This is a genomic window from Streptomyces sp. NPDC093984 (genome assembly GCF_044764595.1).
Lineage (GTDB): Bacteria > Actinomycetota > Actinomycetes > Streptomycetales > Streptomycetaceae > Streptomyces > Streptomyces cynarae.
Genome location: NZ_JBIWIM010000001.1, coordinates 191,328 through 208,013 on the forward strand (window position 1 = coordinate 191,328; position 16,686 = coordinate 208,013).

Consider the following 16,686-nt stretch of genomic DNA (forward strand, 5'->3'; position numbering starts at 1 on the left):
GCGGGCCCGGTCGGGACCCGGCTGGTCAGGACGTGGTGGCCATGGCGTCGAGTTGTATCGAGCCGATCTCTTTGCGGGAGGAGATCCCCAGCTTCGCGAAGACCTTGCGCAGATGCCATTCGACGGTGTGCGGGCTGAGGAACAGCCGGGCGGCGATCTCCGGGTTCGTGAACCCGTCCTGGGCGAGCCTCGCGATCTCGACTTCTTTCGCGGTGAGAGCCGCCGACGTCGCCGCGGCGCGTCTGCGAACCTTCACCCCCACGGCTTGCAGTTCACGTCGCGCGCGTTCCGCGAACGCCTCGGCCCCGGCCTCGCTGAGCATCTCGTAGGCCTCGCTCAACGGTGCGCGGGCGTCCGCCCGTCGGCGTCCGAGGCGCAGCCATTCACCGTAGCGAAGCCGTGCCCGGGCACCGTCCATACGGGTCCGGGCCATGTCGAGCTGCTCGATCGCCTCCCGGTGCAGGGCGTCGGCGGCCGGCCCCTCTCTCACCAGGGCTCGAGTGGCGGCGGAGATGCCGAGTGCCCAGGGAGTTCTGCTGACCTGGGCCATCTCCTCGATCGTGCGCACGGCCTCGGCCACACGCGCGGTCCGTCCCAGCCGGACGGCCGCTTCGACGAGTTCCACCCGGGACTGCAGGGACAGTCCGAGTTCCTGAGGGTTCTCGCAACCGCGCTCCGCGGCGGCGTAGGCCTCCTCGTACCGGCCGAGGCCGTTGTACAGGACTGCCGCCGCCCACTGGGTAGCCGTCACCGCCTTGCCCTCGCTCTGGAGGAGACGGTCCGTGACGGCTTCGATCGCCTGCCGGGTCGTGGACTCTCGTCCCTTGAACGGCTCCACGACGAGTGCTCCGTAATGCGCGAAGAAGCTGCTGCCGGTGGCCTCACCGATCGCGCTGGCTTCCACGCTGAGGGAGTCGGCGCCGCGGAGGTCGCCGGCGAACACCCGGTTCGACAGGTGCAGCAGGAGGGCCGGGGGCAACACGGCGAGCGCTCCGTTGCCGCGGGCGAGGTCGACCAGCCGCGCCGAGAGCTCGGACCAGGCGGCGAAGTCCCACACGCTGTGCGCCATGCGGCACACGAGGGGAAGCCACCCCAGCCCGTCCTCTCGTGAGTGCCCTTCTGCCCGGAAGGCGGTCACGGCATCCAGGACGAGCGGCGCACCCACGGAATACCCCTCGGTGATCAGCCGGGCGACGCCGGTCAGGAGGAGATCCTCTCGGCTCGCGGTGTGATCGCGGCCCGGCACGCTCAGCACCGCCTCGGCGACGTCGCGGACCCCGCAGGTGGCCAGCCGACCCGCGGTCAGGGCCGCGTAGATGGCGTCCCGGTACGTCTGCCCGGCGAGTTCGGAGTCGAACGGCTGGAGCCGCTCGGCCGCTTCGAGCAGCAGCGGCAGTCCGGCGCCGGCGCTTTTGGCCGCGGACATGATCTGTCCCCGCAGCAGCATCGCCCGGCCGGCCCCCACCTCGCCGAGCGGGCTCAGTTCCGCCGCGTCGACCAGGTCGCGCGCGGCGTCGAAAGCTCCCGCCTGGTACTTGGCCCGTGCGGCGGCCAGTGCCCTGGATCCGCGGCGTACCGGATCAGGAGTCAGTTCGGTGGCTCGATGCAGGAAGGCCGCCGCCGCAGCGATGCCCCCGCGCGCGTGCGCCCGGCCGGCGGACCTCTCCAGTTCGGCGGCCACGGCCTCGTCCGGTCCCGTCGTCGCGCTCGCCAGGTGCCACACATGGCGTTCGGGATCGAGGCTCGCGTCGATCGAGTCGGCCAGAGCCTGGTTCACCCGCCGCCGTTCCTCGAAGCCGGCGGCGCGGTGCGCCGCCGAGCGGACCAGCGGGTGGCGGAAACGCACCCACGTGCCGAGCGACATCAGGCCCGACGCCTCGGCGTGCGTGACGGCGGTGTCCACGGAGATTCCCAGACGCTCGGCGGCCTGCCGCAGCAAGGACACGTCACCGACCGGCTCGATGGCGGCGATGAGCAGCAATTGCCGTGTCTCCGGCGGAAGCGACTGGATACGGCGGAGGTAGCCCGCCTCGATCTCGCTGGACACGGGCCGGGCCGTGGGGCCTTCGAAGCCTCCGGTCATCTCCACGGCGGTCAGGCCGCGCGGCAGTTCGAGCAGGGCCAGCGGATTGCCGCGCGCCTCGGCAACGACACGGTCCCGCACACGCGAATCGAGCGGGCCGGTGACGATCGAGTCGAGGAGTCTTCGGGAATCGCGTTCGTTCAGTCCACGCACGGGAAGTTCCGGCAGGTCGGCGAGGATCTCGCGGGGCCCGGACTCACGAACGGCCAGAACGAGAAGAACCGATTCAGCAAACAGTCGGCGCGCGACGAACTCCAGGGTCTGCGACGACACACGGTCCAGCCACTGCGCGTCGTCGACCAGGCAGAGCAGGGGCTCGTCGCCGGCGGCCCCGGCGAGCAGACTCAGGGTGGCCAGGCTGACCAGGAACCGGTCCGGCGCGTCACCGGCCTGCATCCCGAACGCCGTGCGCAGGGCATTGCGTTGCGGCTCGGGGAGATCGTCGAGGTGGGACAGCAGCGGTGCGCAGAGCTGATGCAGTCCGGCGTAGGAGAGCTCCATCTCGGACTGCACCCCGGCCGCCCGGACGACACGGCATCCGGTGGCGCGGTCGAGGAGGTGGTTCAGCAGCTCGGTCTTCCCGATCCCCGCCTCGCCTCGCACCACCACGACCCCGCTGCGCCCGGTCCTGGCCCGCGCGAGCAGGTCGTCGAGGACCTGGCACTCGTCCCGCCGTCCGATGAGCTCAGTGCGTGCTCCGCTCCTCACCATGGCCGCCTCCCGGCTGCCACGATATCCCGGCGTTCACTGTCCGTGGGGCGGGCTCTAAATGGCCGTTCTCCCCCAACGCTGAGTCGAAGGGACCGTCGATCCGGTCCTGAACGAGCCAGGTCAGCACCGGCAGGCATCCTCGGTCCGGCCGGGTGCGCATGACCGACGGCTACTGGATCGGTCCTGGGGCTGCAGCGTGGTGAAGCCCCAGGAGGATCAGGTCACCGACCCCACGACGACCGCGGTGACCACGAAGGTCACCATGGTGATCACGGCCATGGCGATCAGTGTCCCGCGCAGCCACCGCGCGAATCGGATGTGGTTCGCCTCCTCGGCCGAGCCGATGCTGTCGGCGATGTGCTTCGTCACCATGCAGGCCACGTACTCCTGCTCCTCGAGATACCACCGTTCGATATCCCTCTTCTGCTCGTGGGTCAGCCCGTCCGCCCGTCCGACGAAGGCGGCCACGCGCCGACGGGCGGCGCTGAGGTGAGCCTCCCGGTACAGGTAGGCCTCTATGTCGACCAGCCCGCGGGCGGCCTGCTTTTCCGTGTTCATGATGCGCTCCCGGAGTCGGTGGCCCGGCGTACCCGGCGCTCGGGGCGGGACCGGGCCGCGGGGGTCGCGCGATGACCCGTGCACCGCGCTCGGCGACGGTTCTCTGCAATGGGGCCGGAAGGGGCCGAGGAGCCCGGCCGGCCACATGCGACACGGTACGGCCGGGGTTCGGTACCCGTGCCCGGGGCGGCCGGCCACCGACTCGGCCGGCCACCCGGCTGTCCGGTGTGCCGGGCGAGCTCCGCTCAACCGGTGGCCTGCGCCGCCTCGTCGATCAGGCGGGCGACGTCGCCGGGACGCGAGACGCTGACCGCGTGGGAGGCGGAAACGGTCTTCACCGTGGCCTCCGCGCGCTCGGCCATGTAGGTCTGCGCCTGCGCCGGGATGTTCCGGTCCTCGGTGGCCACGAGAACCCAGGACGGGATGTCCTTCCACGCCGGGGCGGAGGCACCGTCCGTCAGCGCGGCATCGACCACTGGTCGCTGGGTGGCGGCCATGATCGCCGCGGTCTCCTCGGGGACGTCGGCGGCGAACTGCTGGTGGAACTTGCTCTTCTCGATGTAGAGATCCGCGACCTGACTCCCGTCGGGCAGTGTGATCGGCACCGGGTGGAGCGTCTCCCCGAGCGTGCTGCCCGGGAACTTGCCGGACAGGGTGACCGCACTTTCGCCTTCGTCCGGCAGGAAGGCCGCGACGAAGACGAGGGCCTTGACGTTGTCGAGCCCCTTCGCGGCGTTGCTGATGACCGAGCCGCCGTAGGAGTGGCCGGCAAGGACCACAGGGCCGTCGAGGGAAGCCACGAGTTGCCGGACGTACTCGCTGTCTCCGGCCAGTCCGCGCAGCGGGTTGCTCGCGGCCACCACCGGGTAGCCGTGGGACTGGAGCTTGTCGACGACGCCGTTCCAGCTGGAGGAGTCCGCGAACGCGCCGTGGACGAGGACGATGGTGGGCTTGTGTGCATTCATGAAAGTGGCCTTTCGTTCTGCCAGTGACATTCGCGCGTCATCCGGCGTACGGCTGAACCGGTTGGCACGACTTTCCGTCCGGCGGGTGTCACTGCCGATACGCGTTGGATTCTTCGCGGAATTTCCTCGCGCAAGGGATCAGTCGGTGCCGAGAGCCTTGCGCAGGACGTGAATTGCCTGCTCGATCGCCGCGGTGGAGGCCTGAGTTCCGCGAACCGTGTTCAGCATCATGAAGTCGTGCAGGCTGGCGTTGTAGCGGACGCTCGTGGTCGGCACGCCGGCCTGGATCAACTTGCGGGCGTACGCTTCGCCCTCGTCGCGCAGAACGTCGTTCTCGTCGACCACGACGAGCGCCGGCGGCAGGCCCTGGAGGTCTTCCAGGGTGGCGCGCAGGGGGGAGGCCGTGATCTGGTCCCGCTCGGCCGGGTCGGTGGTGTAGGCGTCCCAGAACCACTCCATGGCCTTCGCGGTCAGGTGCGGTCCGTGGGCGAAGGTGCGATAGCTCTCGGTGTCCTGCGCCGCGTCGGTGACGGGGTAGTACAGCGACTGGTGCAGGAAGGTCACGTCGCCGCGCCGCTTGGCCATGTGGGTGAGGGCGGCGCTCATGTTGCCGCCGACGGAGTCACCGGCGACGACCATGCGGGAGCCGTCCAGACCTTCCTCGCCGCCCTTGGTGGTCACCCACTGAGCGGTGGCGTACGCCTGCTCGATGGCGACGGGGTACTTCGCCTCCGGGGAGCGGTCGTACTCGACGAAGACCAGGGCCGCCTCCGCGCCCACGGCCAGTTCGCGCACCAGGCGGTCATGGGTGCCGGCGTTCCCGAGGATCCAGCCGCCGCCGTGGACGTACAGGATGACGGGCAGGACACCGGTGCTGCCGACGGGCTTGACGATGCGCACCCGCACGTCGCCGACTTCGGCCGGCACAGTGATCCACTTCTCGTCCACGTCGAGCTTCTCGATCCGCCCGGACTGGACGTCGTCGAGCAGCTTGCGGGCGCCCTCGACACCGAGTTCGTACAGCAGCGGCGGCTTGGCTGTCGCGTCGGCGAATTCCTGCGCGGCGGGCTCGAGAATGATGTCACTCACGGCAAGCTCCTTGAGAAGTGGCGGTTTTGGGAAGGTATTCCACCTCATGAGACCGGGCGGGGAGTCAATGTGTGACGCGCCGGGGAGAACGGCACGGAAATCACCCACCGGCCACGGCTTTCCGGAGCGGGTCACCACCGGCGCGAGCCCGCCGGCCCGGCGCCGCTAGTGGGCCGTCGCCCGGCCGGGATCGCCCGGCTTCGGCAGCAGGAAGCCGTCGACGTACAGGTCGACGTGCTCGTTGTAGAACGCGGTCAGCCCGGCGATGCGGTTGGCGTGGATGGTCGGGAAGTCGTACGTCCAGGCGATGTCCTCGTGGGAAGCGGTGTCGCTGTCGAAGGACCAGTAGCTGCTCGTCGTGCCCTTGTACGGGCAACGGGTCACCGTGTCCGAGTGCCGCAGCCGGGTCCAGTCGATGCTCGCGCGGTCGAGGTAGTAGCGGGTCGGCAGGCCGGTCTCGAACAGTTTCACGCAGTCGGTGGCCTCCGCCAGCACGACACCGTCCACCTCGACTCGGACGCTGCTGCCCGAACGCAGGGCGTCCACGCGGGAGTAGGGGCTGCGGGGGTGGACGAAGACCGGCTCGTCCTCCTCGAACCAGGCATCCAGCGCCGCCCACTCGAAACGCACGGTGTCGTGCAGGGGGCCCGGCGCGCCTTCTCCCCAGACCCACGCCGCCCCCGCACGGACTTCCGGTCCGACCTGGAGGGTGTGCCGGTGTGCGGGACCGGCACCGAGTTGCTCGGTGTGTCCGTCGTCGTGGAGCACGCCGTCCACCAGGTCCTCGACCGGGATGCTGAACTGGGGATAGGCCTGCCATTCCCACACGTACAGCGCACGGCGGGTGTCGAAGGCGACCCGGCCGCCGATCATCCCCCGGATGCGGCGGGGGACGGGTTCGACGTGCCCGATCGGGACGATGAAGCTCGGGTGCAGAACACTTTCGGTTGCCATGGTCATCACCTTGCATTCGTTGATGCTGCGCTCGCCGTGTCCGGTGACGGTGGCTCCGGGACGGCCGCGCTCGCCGGGCGGACGGGCCTCGTCTACGCGTTCGATGCTAGCGGCTGCACACAACGTTGCTTCTCGGGGTGGAGGCCGCGAACAAAGTTGTCTTCACACGGTGTCCCGTGTCGGTGTACGCGCCGGGTTGTCACAGATGCGGGAGGCTCCCGGTCAGTGGGTTGGTAACTGTTTCATACTCAGGGAGACCCTTCATGGAAGCGCGGATCGACTACTTCGGCAACGCCCTCGCCGGCAAGGTCATGAAGCACCTCAACTCGGCCGGCGCGGCGGTGCACTCGGCACTTCCGGTCGCCACTCAGGAACTGGTGAAGATCCGTGCCAGCCAGATCAACGGCTGCGGTTTCTGCACCGACATGCACACCAAGGACGCCCTCGCCGCTGGTGAGGACCAGCAGCGTCTGAACCTGGTGGCCGTGTGGCGTGAGGCCACGGTCTTCACCGACGCGGAGCGCGCGGCGCTGGAGCTGACCGAGCAGGGCACCCGTCTCGCCGACGCCTCCGGCGGGGTGTCGGACGAGGTCTGGGCGAACGCCGCGAAGCACTACGACGACGACCAGCTCGCCGCACTGATCTCGCTGATCGCCGTCATCAACGCCTACAACCGCATCAACGTCATCAACCGGCAGGCCGCCGGCGGCTACAAGCCGGGCATGTTCGGCTGACACCGCCGCTCCGGCCCGCCCTGACACACATCGTCCGTCGCCTGGCCGCCCCGGCCCTCGGCCAGGCGACGGATCCGGCCGCCCCGGTGTCCGCCGAACCGCATGGCACGACACCGACCGCCGCCGCCATCCGAGCGTCACCGCTTCCCCGGCAGACCGTGGCTGTCCCACGGGCAACGGAATCCAGAGGCTCGCATGTCCGAAGACCACACACTCGCTCCGCTCCGCCGAGTCAGCACCGACGTACTCGAAGTCGCCTACTACGAGACGGGCTGCGCGGAGAACGACACCGTGCTGCTCCTGCACGGTTTCCCCTACGACATCCACAGCTACGTGGCCGTGGCCCCGCTGCTCGCGGACAGTGGGTTCCGGGTCGTCGTCCCCTATCTGCGGGGCCACGGGCCCACCAGGTTCCTTTCCGAGTCGACTCCGCGCTCAGGTCAGCAGGCCGCCCTGGGCGCGGACATCGTCGCCTTCATGGACGCCCTGGGCGTGGAGCGGGCCTATCTCGCCGGATACGACTGGGGCGGGCGCGCCGCCAACGTCGCCGCGGCACTGTGGCCGGAGCGCGTGCTCGGCCTGGTCTCGGTCAACAGCTACCTCATCCAGGACATCGGCGCGGCGGCGGAGCCCCTCGCTCCCGAACGGGAGGCCACTTCTACTACTTCCTCACCGAGCGCGGCAGAGCCGGTCTGGCCCACGATCCCCAAGGGGTCGCGCGCGTGATCTGGGAGCGGAACTCCCCCGAATGGCCATTCGGCGAGCGCGATCTGGAGCGGGCCGCGGAAGCCTTCGCCAATCCCGACTACACAGATGTCGTGATCCATTCGTACCGGCACCGGCTCGGTTTCGAGCCGGGCGCCGAGGCGTACGCGGAACTCGAGGCGCGTCTCGCCGAGCTGCCCGCGATCACCGTTCCCACCGTCACCCTCGACGGTCTGGCCGACGGCAACTTCCCGGCCACGGACGGTTCTCCGACCGCCCGTCACTTCACCGGTCCCCGGCTCCACCGCACAGTGGCGGGAGCCGGCCACAACCTTCCTCAGGAGCGCCCCGCGGCGTTCGCGGCGGCCGTTCGTGACGTGCGCGAACTGCGGCGGGAGAACGCCGGCCGCGGCCGCTTCGCCGGACGATGCCAGGACACGACATGAATCACTCCCCCGCCGCGGACGGCGCCGCCTCCCTCCGCATCACCAGCGCCCGCGGCCGGTGGACCCTGCTGGCCACCGTGCTGGGGTCCGGTGTCGTACTGCTCGGCTCGACCGTCACCAACGTCGCCCTGCCGCACATCGGCGACGACTTCGGCGCTGACCTCGCCGTGCTGCAGTGGACGGTGAACGCCTACATGCTGACCCTGGCGGGCCTCATCCTCCTGGGCGGGTCCCTGGGCGACCGTTTCGGGCGGCGGCGCATCTTCGTTGTGGGCATCGTGTGGTTCGCGGCGGCATCCATGCTGTGCGGCCTGGCTCCGAACGCCCCCACGCTGATCGCCGCCCGAGCGCTGCAGGGCATCGGCGGTGCACTGCTCACCCCCGGCTCATTGGCGATCATCGAGGCCTCCTTCCACCCGGACGACCGGCCGCGCGCGATCGGCCTGTGGTCGGGCTTCGGTGGCATCGGCGCGGCCCTCGGGCCGTTCGTGGGCGGGTGGTTGGTGGACGGCCCCGGCTGGCGTTGGACCTTCCTGCTGAGCATTGTCCCGGCGCTGCTGTGTGTGCCCGTCGCGCTGCGCCATGTTCCCGAGTCCGTGGGCACGCCCACCAAGGACGCGGCCGTCACGGCCGGCGCGGAGGGCCGACGGCGGCTCGGTTTCGACGTGCCCGGCGCCGTCCTGGGCGCTCTGGCGCTCGCCCTGGCCACCTACGCGCTGACCGAGGCGCGCCACGGCGGTCTGGTCGCCGTCGCCGCGGCCGTCGGCGGCGTCGTGGCGGGTGCCGCCTTCCTCAGCGTGGAACGGCGCAGCGCCGACCCGATGATGCCGCCGGCCATCTTCTCGTCCCGTCAGTTCACCGCCGTCAACCTGATCACGCTGTGCGTCTACGCGGGCACGGGCGGGTTCTTTTTCCTGACCGCTCTGCAACTGCAGATCGTCGTCGGGTACTCGGCGACGGCAGCCGGTGCGGCCATGCTCCCCACCACCTTGCTGATGCTGCTGTTCTCCTCCGGCTCCGGGGTGCTCGCCCAGCGGCTGGGGCCGCGGGCCCCGCTCACCGTCGGCCCGCTGGTATGCGGGGCAGGCATGCTCATGATGCTGCGTGTCGGGCGGGGCGCGTCCTACCTGACCGACGTCCTCCCCGCCCTGCTGGTGATGGGAGCCGGCATGGTCGTCATGGTCGTTCCGCTGACCGTGATCCTGCTGTCCTCGGTGAGCGCCTCGAACGCCGGGCTGGCCAGCGGCATCAACAACGCCGCGGCCCGGGCGGCCGGTCTGGTGGCCGTGGCGGCACTGCCGCTGCTGGTCGGGATGGGACCGGACGCCTACCGTTCGGACGCCGCCTTCGACACGTCGTTCGGCCGGGCCATGCCGCTGTGCGCGGGCCTGCTGGCCATCGGTGCGACGGTCGCCTTCGGCATGCTGCAGAAGACCGCCGCGACCTCGCGGCCGCACGGGCGGACCCACAGCTGGCTGATGGAGCCGCCGCTGGTGTCCCGCTTCGCCCACCACCGAACCGTCGAATGACACCCGGCCGGGGACTCCCCACCGTCACACCGGTGGATGCCCCCGGTCCTGCCGTACAAGAAAGGATCAAGACATGTCGTACCCGTACCCGGAGCAGAAGTACTGGGGTGAGGACGGTGAGGTCAGCGCCGTCTTCCGTCCGGCCACCACACCTGCGGAGATCGGTGAGAGCGGTACCGGGAAGGACGCCCTCCACTATCTGGCGACCACCGGCACCACTCGCGGTGAGTTCGGGCTGTACCGGGTGGAGATGCGGCCCAGGGCGGGCGGCCCCAAGACGCACTTCCACAAGCGGATCTCGGAATCGTTCTACATCCTGGACGGCACGGTGCGCGTGTTCGACGGTGTGCGGTGGGTCGACGCCCGCAAGGGAGACTTCCTGCACGTGCCCCAGGGCGGGTTGCACGCCTTCCGTAACGACTCCGACGCTCCGGCCGACATGCTGCTGCTGTTCACCCCGGGAGCCCCGCGCGAGGAGTACTTCGAGCAGGTGTCGCACCTGGCACACGCTTCGGAGGAGGAGCGTGCCGCGTTCTTCGACAAGCACGACTCGTACTTCGTGGAGTAGGAGCAGCGGCAAGGGAGGGAGCCACCGACAAGCGGGGCCCCGCGCCCGTGACACCGGTCGTCGCCGGGATGTCACGGGCGCGGGGCCCCGCCGTCCGGAGATCAGGCAGTGGGCCGCGGTGCGCGCAGGTGGGCGCGCTCCTTCAGTTCGGCCTCGTCGACCAGCTCCAGCATGGGCTTGCCAGGGGCACACAGCATGGTGACGACGAATTCGGTCCGCTCGTCGACCAGTGCGTTGCCGTCCTGGTAGTGGATGGCGTCGCCGCCCGGCTCCCAGAAGGTGCCGCCGGCCGGGATGACGCGCTCGGGCTCGCCCTCCAGTTCGAAGCGAACGGCGCCCCTGACGACGTAGCCGAACGCCGGGCCGGAGTGCCGGTGCGGCGGGGTGCCGGGGTCACCGGGCTCCCACTGGACATGGATGGTCATCGCCGAGGCGCCCTCGGGAACGGTGATCGGCGAGGCGTCCTGGAGCAACTTCGCTGCGCGGGTCCAGCTGGGGCCGTCCTCGCCGCCGGTTCCATGACCGTGCCCGTCGTGGCCGTGGTGGGTGTGCTGTGAGTTATCCGACACTGAGTCGCACCTTTCGTGTCAAACCGTGCCCGCGCGGCACATCGTCCGCCGTCACGTGGTTTCGCAGTCGTGGAGACCGCTCGACCCTTCTGACCGGGTGCCCGTTGAATCTGTGACACGGGGCGGCGATTGGCCGCAACCGGTAATCCATCGCCCGGCATCCGGCACGGTGTCACAAGAACCGGACACGATCTGTCTAGGTGTGATGAGCACGGTGGCACGCAGACGCCGCCATCGTCATCGACGGACACCCAGCAGGGTCATCGGCCCCCCGACGGAAGAGATCCCAGATGAGAGTCGTCGTTGTAGGTGCCACCGGTCTGATCGGTGCCAGAACCGTCGCCAGGCTCCGGGACCACGGCGTGGAGGTCGTGCCGGTCTCCCGCTCCGACGGGGTCGACGTCAGCACCGGGCAGGGCCTGGACCGGGCGTTGCGCGCCGCCGAGGTGGTCGTGGACGTCACCGAGGCGCCCTCACGGGAGCAGGGCGTCAGCACGGAGTTCTTCACCACGGCGACGGGCAACCTCCTCAAGGCCGCCACCACGGCAGGCGTCGAGCACTATGTCGCGCTGTCGGTGGTGGGCGCCGACCGGATCGGCTCGGGCTACTTCCGGGCCAAGGCGGCACAGGAGAACCTGGCGCGGCGCGCCACCGTTCCGTACTCCCTCGTGCGCGCCACGCCGTTCCACGAAACCGTGGCCGCCGCCGCGACGGCCGGCACCCGGCCCGACGGCGTACACGTGCCACCGCTGCTGCTGCGGCCGATCTCGACGGACGACGTCGCCACGGTGATCGCCCATGTCGCCGTGGGAGTACCGCACTTCGGAGTGCTCGAGGCAGCCGGGCCCGAAGAGCTCCGGCTGGAGGACGCCACCGCCGAGCTGCTGACCGCCCTGGGCCGGACCGACCCGCTGATCACCGACGCGCAGGTCCCCTTCTTCGGCGCGGTGCTCGAGGAGCGGACCCTCCTTCCCGGGCCGGACGCCCACCTGGGCCACCACACCTTCGCCGAGTGGCTGAAGAGCCGCTGAGACCACCGGGCGGCGACGCGCCGTCGCCGTTCACCTCCACGGGTCGTCCCGCGGCACCCACCGTGTCCGCGCCGGCCTCGCCGACACCCACGCCATGACAGGAAGGCCGCCATGAGTGATCCGTCCCGGCCCACCGAGACCCCTGTGATCAGTGAGCTCGACCAGCTACCCGATCGTGACCGGGAGGAGACCGCCGAATGGCAGGCCTCGCTCGACGCTGTCCTGCGCAACGCCGGGCCGGAGCGGGCGGCGTACCTGATGCGGCGCGTGCACGAGTTCGCCGCGCGGTCCGGGACTCCGCTGCCGGGGCTGCTGTCCTCGGACTACATCAATACCGTCCCGGCCGACGCGCAGCCGCAGTTCGGCGGCGACCTGGAGATGGAGTCCAGGATCACCGCACTCAACCGGTGGAACGCCGCGGCGATGGTCACCCGCGGTGCGCGTCTGGGGCTGGGCGGCCACATCTCCACCTACGCGTCGGCGGCCTGGCTCTACGAGATCGGCTTCAACCACTTCTTCCGGGGCAAGGACGGCGACGGCTCGGGCGACCAGCTCTTCCTCCAGGGACACGCCTCCCCGGGCATCTACGCCCGGGTCTTCCTCGAAGGGCGCCTGAGCCAGGAGCAGTTGGACGCCTTCCGGCGGGAGGCGGGCGGTCACGGCCTGCCCTCCTACCCGCACCCCCGGCGGCTGCCCTGGCTGTGGGAGTTCCCGACGGTTTCCATGGGGCTGGGCCCGCTCGGCGCCGTCTACCAGGCCCGCTTCAACCGCTATCTGCACGCTCGCGGCATCAGGGACACCTCCGCCTCACGGGTATGGGCGTTCCTGGGCGACGGGGAGATGGACGAGCCGGAGTCCATGGCCGCCCTGACGCTGGCCTCCCGAGAGGGCTTGGACAACCTGACGTTCGTCGTCAACTGCAACCTGCAGCGCCTGGACGGACCCGTCCGCTCCAACTCGAAGATCGTCCAGGAGCTGGAGGCACGCTTTCGCGGCGCTGGCTGGAACGTGGTCAAGACCCTGTGGGGCGAGGCCTGGGACCCGCTGCTGGGGCAGGACACCACCGGAGACCTGGTACGGCGCCTGGGCGAGGTGCCCGACGCGCAGCTGCAGACGCTGGCCGCTCGGGACGCGGCGTACATACGCGAGAAGTTCTTCACCGGTGACGTCCTGTCCGCCCTCTCCGCCTCTCTCAGCGACGCGCAGGTGGTCGAACTGTTCGAGAATTCCCGCGGCGGACACGAGCCGTTGAAGGTGTACGCCGCCTACCGGGCCGCGGTGGAGCACCGGGGCGCGCCGACGGTGGTCCTCGCCCAGACGGTCAAGGGTCACACCCTGGGCCCGGCGTTCGAGTCCCGTAACGCCAACCACCAGATGAAGAAGCTCACGATGGCCCAGTTTCGTGTGCTGCGCGACCTGCTGGAGTTGCCCATTCCCGACAGCGCGCTGGCCGGGGACCAGGTGCCGTACTGGCATCCGGGGGAGGACTCGCCCGAGGTGCGGTACCTGCGCGAGCGCCGGGCCGCGCTGGGCGGCCCCGTCCCGCGTCGGCGGGTGGTCGCCAAACCGCTGCCCGAACCGCCCGCCAAGCCCTTCGAAGCCCTGGAGAAAGGTTTCGGCCACCAGGAGGTCGCCACCACGATGGCGCTGGTCCGGCTGGTCAAGGACCTGATGCGCGACCCCCGCAGTGGGGCACGCTGGGTGCCGATCATTCCCGACGAGGCCCGTACGTTCGGCATGGAGTCGATGTTCCCCACGGCCGGCATCTACTCACCGCTGGGCCAGACCTACGACCCGGTCGACGCCGACCAGTTGCTCTACTACAAGGAGAGCAGGACCGGGCAACTGCTCATCGAGGGCATCACCGAGGCCGGCTCCGTGGCCGAGTTCACCGCCGCCGCGACCTCGTACGCCACGCACGGCGAGCCGATGATCCCGTTCTACATCTTCTACGCCATGTTCGGTTTCCAGCGCACCGGCGACCAGTTCTGGGCACTCGGCGACCAGATGGGCCGCGGCTTCGTGGTCGGCGGCACCGCCGGACGCACCACCATGACCGGCGAGGGCCTGCAGCACGGTGACGGCCACTCGCACCTGCTGGCCGCCACCAACCCTGCGGCGGTCAGTTACGACCCGGCGTTCGCCTACGAGATCGCGGTGATCGTCCGGGACGGTCTGCGCCGGATGTACGGCGAGCGGCCCGAGGACGTCTTCTACTACCTGACCGTGTACAACGAGCCGAAGCTCCAGCCGGCCATGCCGGCGGTGCCGGGCATCGAGGAGGGCATCGTCCGGGGCATCTACCGGTTCCGGCCCGCCGAACCCGCCGCTGCCGGGCCCCGGCTGCAGCTGCTGTCCTCCGGTACGGCCATCCACTGGGCCCTGCGCGCGCAGGAACTCCTCGCCTCCGACTGGGACGTTCACGCCGACGTCTGGTCGGTGACGTCCTGGACGGAGCTGCGCCGGGACGCGATGCGGGCCGACGACGCCCGGATGCGCGGCGAGGAACGAACGCCGTTCGTCACCCGGGCCCTGGCCGGTGCGCCGGGGCCGGTGCTGGCGGTCAGCGACTGGATGCGGCAGGTGCCCGACCAGATCAGCCAGTGGGTCGAGCAGGACTACTACTCCCTGGGCACCGACGGTTTCGGCCTGTCCGACACGCGTGAGGACGTACGCCGGTACTTCCGGGTGGACGCCGAGTCGATCGTGGTGACCGCACTGGACAGGCTGGCCCGGACCGGGCAGGTCCCACCAGCGACCGTCGAGGCGGCCCGCGCACGCTACGGCCTCGACCGGTAGAGCGGGGCCGGAACGCGACCGATCTCCCACGCGCACGACACAGGCCATCGACGACAGATCCGCAGAGCCGTCGGGCCCTGCTGGTCCCTGAGGAGTTGAACGACATCATGACGGTTTCCGTGACCCTGCCGGCCCTCGGCGAGTCCGTCACCGAAGGCACCGTGACTCGCTGGCTGAAACAGGTCGGTGAGCGCGTCGAGGTCGACGAGCCCCTGCTGGAGGTCTCCACCGACAAGGTCGACACCGAGATCCCCTCCCCCGCCGGGGGCGTTCTGCTGGAGATCACCGTCGCCGAGGACGAGACCGTCGAGGTCGGCGCCAGTCTCGCCGTCATCGGTACGCCGGACGCGGCCCCGGCGGCCCCGCCCTCCACGCCCCCGGCCGAGGCTTATCGGGCGCCGGCCGCCTCGGTTCCCCCCGCTCCCGCCGCCCCGGCACCAGCACCAGCACCAGCACCAGCACCAGCACCAGCACCAGCACCAGCACCAGTGTCGTCGCCGGCCGCGCCGGTTCCCGTCGGACCCGCTGTTGCCGCCGCCCCGGCGGCGGGAGCATCCTCGCTGCGCGGTCGGACGGTCGCGATGACCCGCGTCCGCAGAGCCATCGGGGACAACCTGAAGAAGGCCCTGCAGGAACAGGCCCAGCTGACCACCACGGTGGAGGCCGACGTCACCCGGTTGATGCGGCTGCGCAACCTGGCGAAGGACGGTTTCCTCGCCCGCGAGGGCCTCAAGCTGTCGCCGATGCCCTTCTTCGTCAAGGCCGCCGCCCAGGCGTTGAAGGCGCATCCGGTCGTCAACGCCAGGCTCGACGAGGCCGCGGGGACCATCACCTACTTCGACACCGAGAACATCGGCATCGCGGTCGACACGGAGAACGGTCTGCTGACCCCGGTCGTCAAGGCTGCCGGAGACCTGACCGTCGCCGGGCTCGCCCGCGCCGTCCACGACCTGGCCGACCGGGCCCGCAGCGGTCACCTCACTCCCGATGACGTGTCGGGGGCGACCTTCACGCTCTCCAACACCGGTTCGCGCGGTGCGCTGTTCGACACCGTCATCGTGCCGCCGAACCAGGCCGCGATCCTGGGCGTGGGCGCCACGGTCAGAAGGCCCGGAATCGTACGCAGCGGTGACGACGAGGTCATCGGCATCCGGGACCTGGTGCACCTGTCGTTGTCGTACGACCACCGACTGGTGGACGGGGCGGACGCGGCCCGCTATCTGACCACGGTCAAGGCGATCCTGGAGTCCGCGGCGTTCGAGGACGACCTGTACCCGGACGCCACGGCGTGAGGAGGCGCCGGTGCGGTCGGCTGACCGCACCGGCTCTCCCGCCGCTTCCGCCTCCTGCCCGGACGGGCCGGAGCGCTGCGGGCAGGCCGGCCGCCAGGTCGTGGACGTGGACCCAGGCCGTGACGGCACCGCCCTCCGCCGTGCGGTGCACGGGGAAAGCGACGTGGCTCAGGATGGCGTCGATCCGTTCGTCACCGGACAGGAAGAGGCCGTAGAGCGTCGCCCAGTCGCCCGTGAGCGCGTGGCGCCCCAGATGACACAGCAGGCGGGTACCCAGGCCCCGGCCCTGCCAGGAGTCCTCTACGAGGAGCGCGGCCTCCACGGCCGAGTTGTCCGGCATCAGGTGGCCCACAGCAACGATGTGGCCCGCGGTGTCCTGCGCGGCCAGGCGGACCGAACCGGCGCGGGACAGCAGAGCGGGCAGATAGGTCCGGGGGCCGGCCATCGCCCGGTGGTAGCGGCTCCACAGGGTCCGCTGCGAGCAGCGGCGGTGCATCGCCACCGTGCGAGCGAGGTCGCCGGGGCCTATCGGGATGATCCGCGGGTCGCGGCGCATGAATGTGTCCTGGCCTGACCGGGCCCGGTGAGGGCCGGCGGCGGACCGCCGGCCCTCACCGGGAGACGTGCGGACGGCACAGGACCGTCGAACGGTG

General features: G+C 70.4%; 14 protein-coding genes and 1 pseudogene. 8 read left to right on the forward strand and 7 right to left on the reverse strand.

Annotation, left to right across the window (positions count from 1 at the left end; genetic code table 11):
* Positions 1-25 precede the first annotated feature (25 nt).
* From ACIRC0_RS00860 to ACIRC0_RS00880, 5 genes are all read right to left on the reverse strand, one after another.
* On the reverse strand, positions 26-2,794 hold the full coding sequence (locus ACIRC0_RS00860; protein ID WP_403609481.1) for an AAA family ATPase: 2,769 nt from the start codon (positions 2,792-2,794) through the stop codon (positions 26-28).
* A gap of 216 nt (positions 2,795-3,010) precedes the next feature.
* The gene (locus ACIRC0_RS00865; RefSeq protein ID WP_403609483.1) at positions 3,011-3,352 is read right to left on the reverse strand and encodes a hypothetical protein; all 342 of its coding nucleotides are present in this window, start codon (positions 3,350-3,352) and stop codon (positions 3,011-3,013) included.
* A gap of 245 nt (positions 3,353-3,597) precedes the next feature.
* Positions 3,598-4,317, reverse strand: coding sequence for an alpha/beta fold hydrolase (locus ACIRC0_RS00870; RefSeq protein WP_403609486.1), 720 nt, complete (start codon positions 4,315-4,317; stop codon positions 3,598-3,600).
* Positions 4,318-4,455: 138 nt separating this feature from the next.
* On the reverse strand, positions 4,456-5,406 hold the full coding sequence (locus ACIRC0_RS00875) for an alpha/beta hydrolase (protein WP_403609489.1): 951 nt from the start codon (positions 5,404-5,406) through the stop codon (positions 4,456-4,458).
* 165 nt (positions 5,407-5,571) lie between these two features.
* Positions 5,572-6,360 carry a DUF427 domain-containing protein gene (locus ACIRC0_RS00880; RefSeq protein ID WP_403609491.1) on the reverse strand — a complete coding sequence of 263 codons (789 nt, stop codon included), beginning with the start codon at positions 6,358-6,360 and terminating at the stop codon, positions 5,572-5,574.
* Between the two features lie 263 nt (positions 6,361-6,623).
* Here ACIRC0_RS00880 and ACIRC0_RS00885 point away from each other — a divergent pair, with 263 nt between their 5' ends.
* The 5 genes from ACIRC0_RS00885 (at position 6,624) to ACIRC0_RS00905 (ending at position 10,342) form a co-directional block, all read left to right on the forward strand.
* Complete coding sequence (locus tag ACIRC0_RS00885; protein ID WP_403609493.1) at positions 6,624-7,094, forward strand: carboxymuconolactone decarboxylase family protein; 471 nt, start codon at positions 6,624-6,626, stop codon at positions 7,092-7,094.
* A 195-nt stretch (positions 7,095-7,289) separates the two neighbouring features.
* Positions 7,290-7,820 (forward strand): alpha/beta fold hydrolase, encoded by a 531-nt coding sequence (locus ACIRC0_RS00890; protein WP_403609495.1) that lies wholly within the window; start codon positions 7,290-7,292, stop codon positions 7,818-7,820.
* Positions 7,817-8,245, forward strand: a complete 429-nt coding sequence (locus ACIRC0_RS00895) for an alpha/beta fold hydrolase (protein ID WP_403609497.1) — start codon at positions 7,817-7,819, stop codon at positions 8,243-8,245. The genes ACIRC0_RS00890 and ACIRC0_RS00895 overlap by 4 nt, the downstream gene beginning before the upstream one ends.
* On the forward strand, positions 8,242-9,774 hold the full coding sequence (locus tag ACIRC0_RS00900; protein WP_403609500.1) for an MFS transporter: 1,533 nt from the start codon (positions 8,242-8,244) through the stop codon (positions 9,772-9,774). The genes ACIRC0_RS00895 and ACIRC0_RS00900 overlap by 4 nt, the downstream gene beginning before the upstream one ends.
* A gap of 73 nt (positions 9,775-9,847) precedes the next feature.
* Positions 9,848-10,342: a cupin domain-containing protein gene (locus tag ACIRC0_RS00905; protein WP_403609502.1), complete on the forward strand. Its 495-nt coding sequence runs from the start codon at positions 9,848-9,850 to the stop codon at positions 10,340-10,342.
* A gap of 101 nt (positions 10,343-10,443) precedes the next feature.
* Here ACIRC0_RS00905 and ACIRC0_RS00910 read toward each other — a convergent pair whose 3' ends face one another.
* Positions 10,444-10,911, reverse strand: a complete 468-nt coding sequence (locus tag ACIRC0_RS00910; protein WP_403609505.1) for a cupin domain-containing protein — start codon at positions 10,909-10,911, stop codon at positions 10,444-10,446.
* Positions 10,912-11,201: 290 nt separating this feature from the next.
* Here ACIRC0_RS00910 and ACIRC0_RS00915 point away from each other — a divergent pair, with 290 nt between their 5' ends.
* The 3 genes and pseudogenes from ACIRC0_RS00915 to ACIRC0_RS00925 form a co-directional block, all read left to right on the forward strand.
* A complete protein-coding gene (locus ACIRC0_RS00915; RefSeq protein ID WP_403609508.1) occupies positions 11,202-11,942 on the forward strand; it encodes an SDR family oxidoreductase in 741 nt (246 codons plus the stop codon).
* Between the two features lie 111 nt (positions 11,943-12,053).
* Positions 12,054-14,741, forward strand: coding sequence for a pyruvate dehydrogenase (acetyl-transferring), homodimeric type (gene aceE, locus ACIRC0_RS00920; protein ID WP_403609510.1), 2,688 nt, complete (start codon positions 12,054-12,056; stop codon positions 14,739-14,741).
* Positions 14,742-14,860: 119 nt separating this feature from the next.
* Positions 14,861-16,033, forward strand: a pseudogene (locus ACIRC0_RS00925) (2-oxo acid dehydrogenase subunit E2); the annotation flags it as partial.
* Here ACIRC0_RS00925 and ACIRC0_RS00930 read toward each other — a convergent pair.
* Positions 15,972-16,589: an N-acetyltransferase gene (locus ACIRC0_RS00930; protein ID WP_403609512.1), complete on the reverse strand. Its 618-nt coding sequence runs from the start codon at positions 16,587-16,589 to the stop codon at positions 15,972-15,974. The pseudogene ACIRC0_RS00925 and the gene ACIRC0_RS00930 overlap by 62 nt on opposite strands.
* Positions 16,590-16,686 lie beyond the last annotated feature (97 nt).

Bases quoted from the DNA above. Each gene is read 5' to 3' on its own strand.
- ACIRC0_RS00915 (WP_403609508.1), top strand. From the start codon at position 11,202: ATGAGAGTCGTCGTTGTAGGTGCCACCGGTCTGATCGGTGCCAGAACC.
- ACIRC0_RS00930 (WP_403609512.1), bottom strand. From the start codon at position 16,589: ATGCGCCGCGACCCGCGGATCATCCCGATAGGCCCCGGCGACCTCGCT.
- ACIRC0_RS00865 (WP_403609483.1), bottom strand. From the start codon at position 3,352: ATGAACACGGAAAAGCAGGCCGCCCGCGGGCTGGTCGACATAGAGGCC.
- ACIRC0_RS00890 (WP_403609495.1), top strand. From the start codon at position 7,290: ATGTCCGAAGACCACACACTCGCTCCGCTCCGCCGAGTCAGCACCGAC.
- ACIRC0_RS00860 (WP_403609481.1), bottom strand. From the start codon at position 2,794: ATGGTGAGGAGCGGAGCACGCACTGAGCTCATCGGACGGCGGGACGAG.
- ACIRC0_RS00885 (WP_403609493.1), top strand. From the start codon at position 6,624: ATGGAAGCGCGGATCGACTACTTCGGCAACGCCCTCGCCGGCAAGGTC.
- ACIRC0_RS00870 (WP_403609486.1), bottom strand. From the start codon at position 4,317: ATGAATGCACACAAGCCCACCATCGTCCTCGTCCACGGCGCGTTCGCG.
- ACIRC0_RS00900 (WP_403609500.1), top strand. From the start codon at position 8,242: ATGAATCACTCCCCCGCCGCGGACGGCGCCGCCTCCCTCCGCATCACC.
- ACIRC0_RS00905 (WP_403609502.1), top strand. From the start codon at position 9,848: ATGTCGTACCCGTACCCGGAGCAGAAGTACTGGGGTGAGGACGGTGAG.
- ACIRC0_RS00880 (WP_403609491.1), bottom strand. From the start codon at position 6,360: ATGGCAACCGAAAGTGTTCTGCACCCGAGCTTCATCGTCCCGATCGGG.
- aceE (WP_403609510.1), top strand. From the start codon at position 12,054: ATGAGTGATCCGTCCCGGCCCACCGAGACCCCTGTGATCAGTGAGCTC.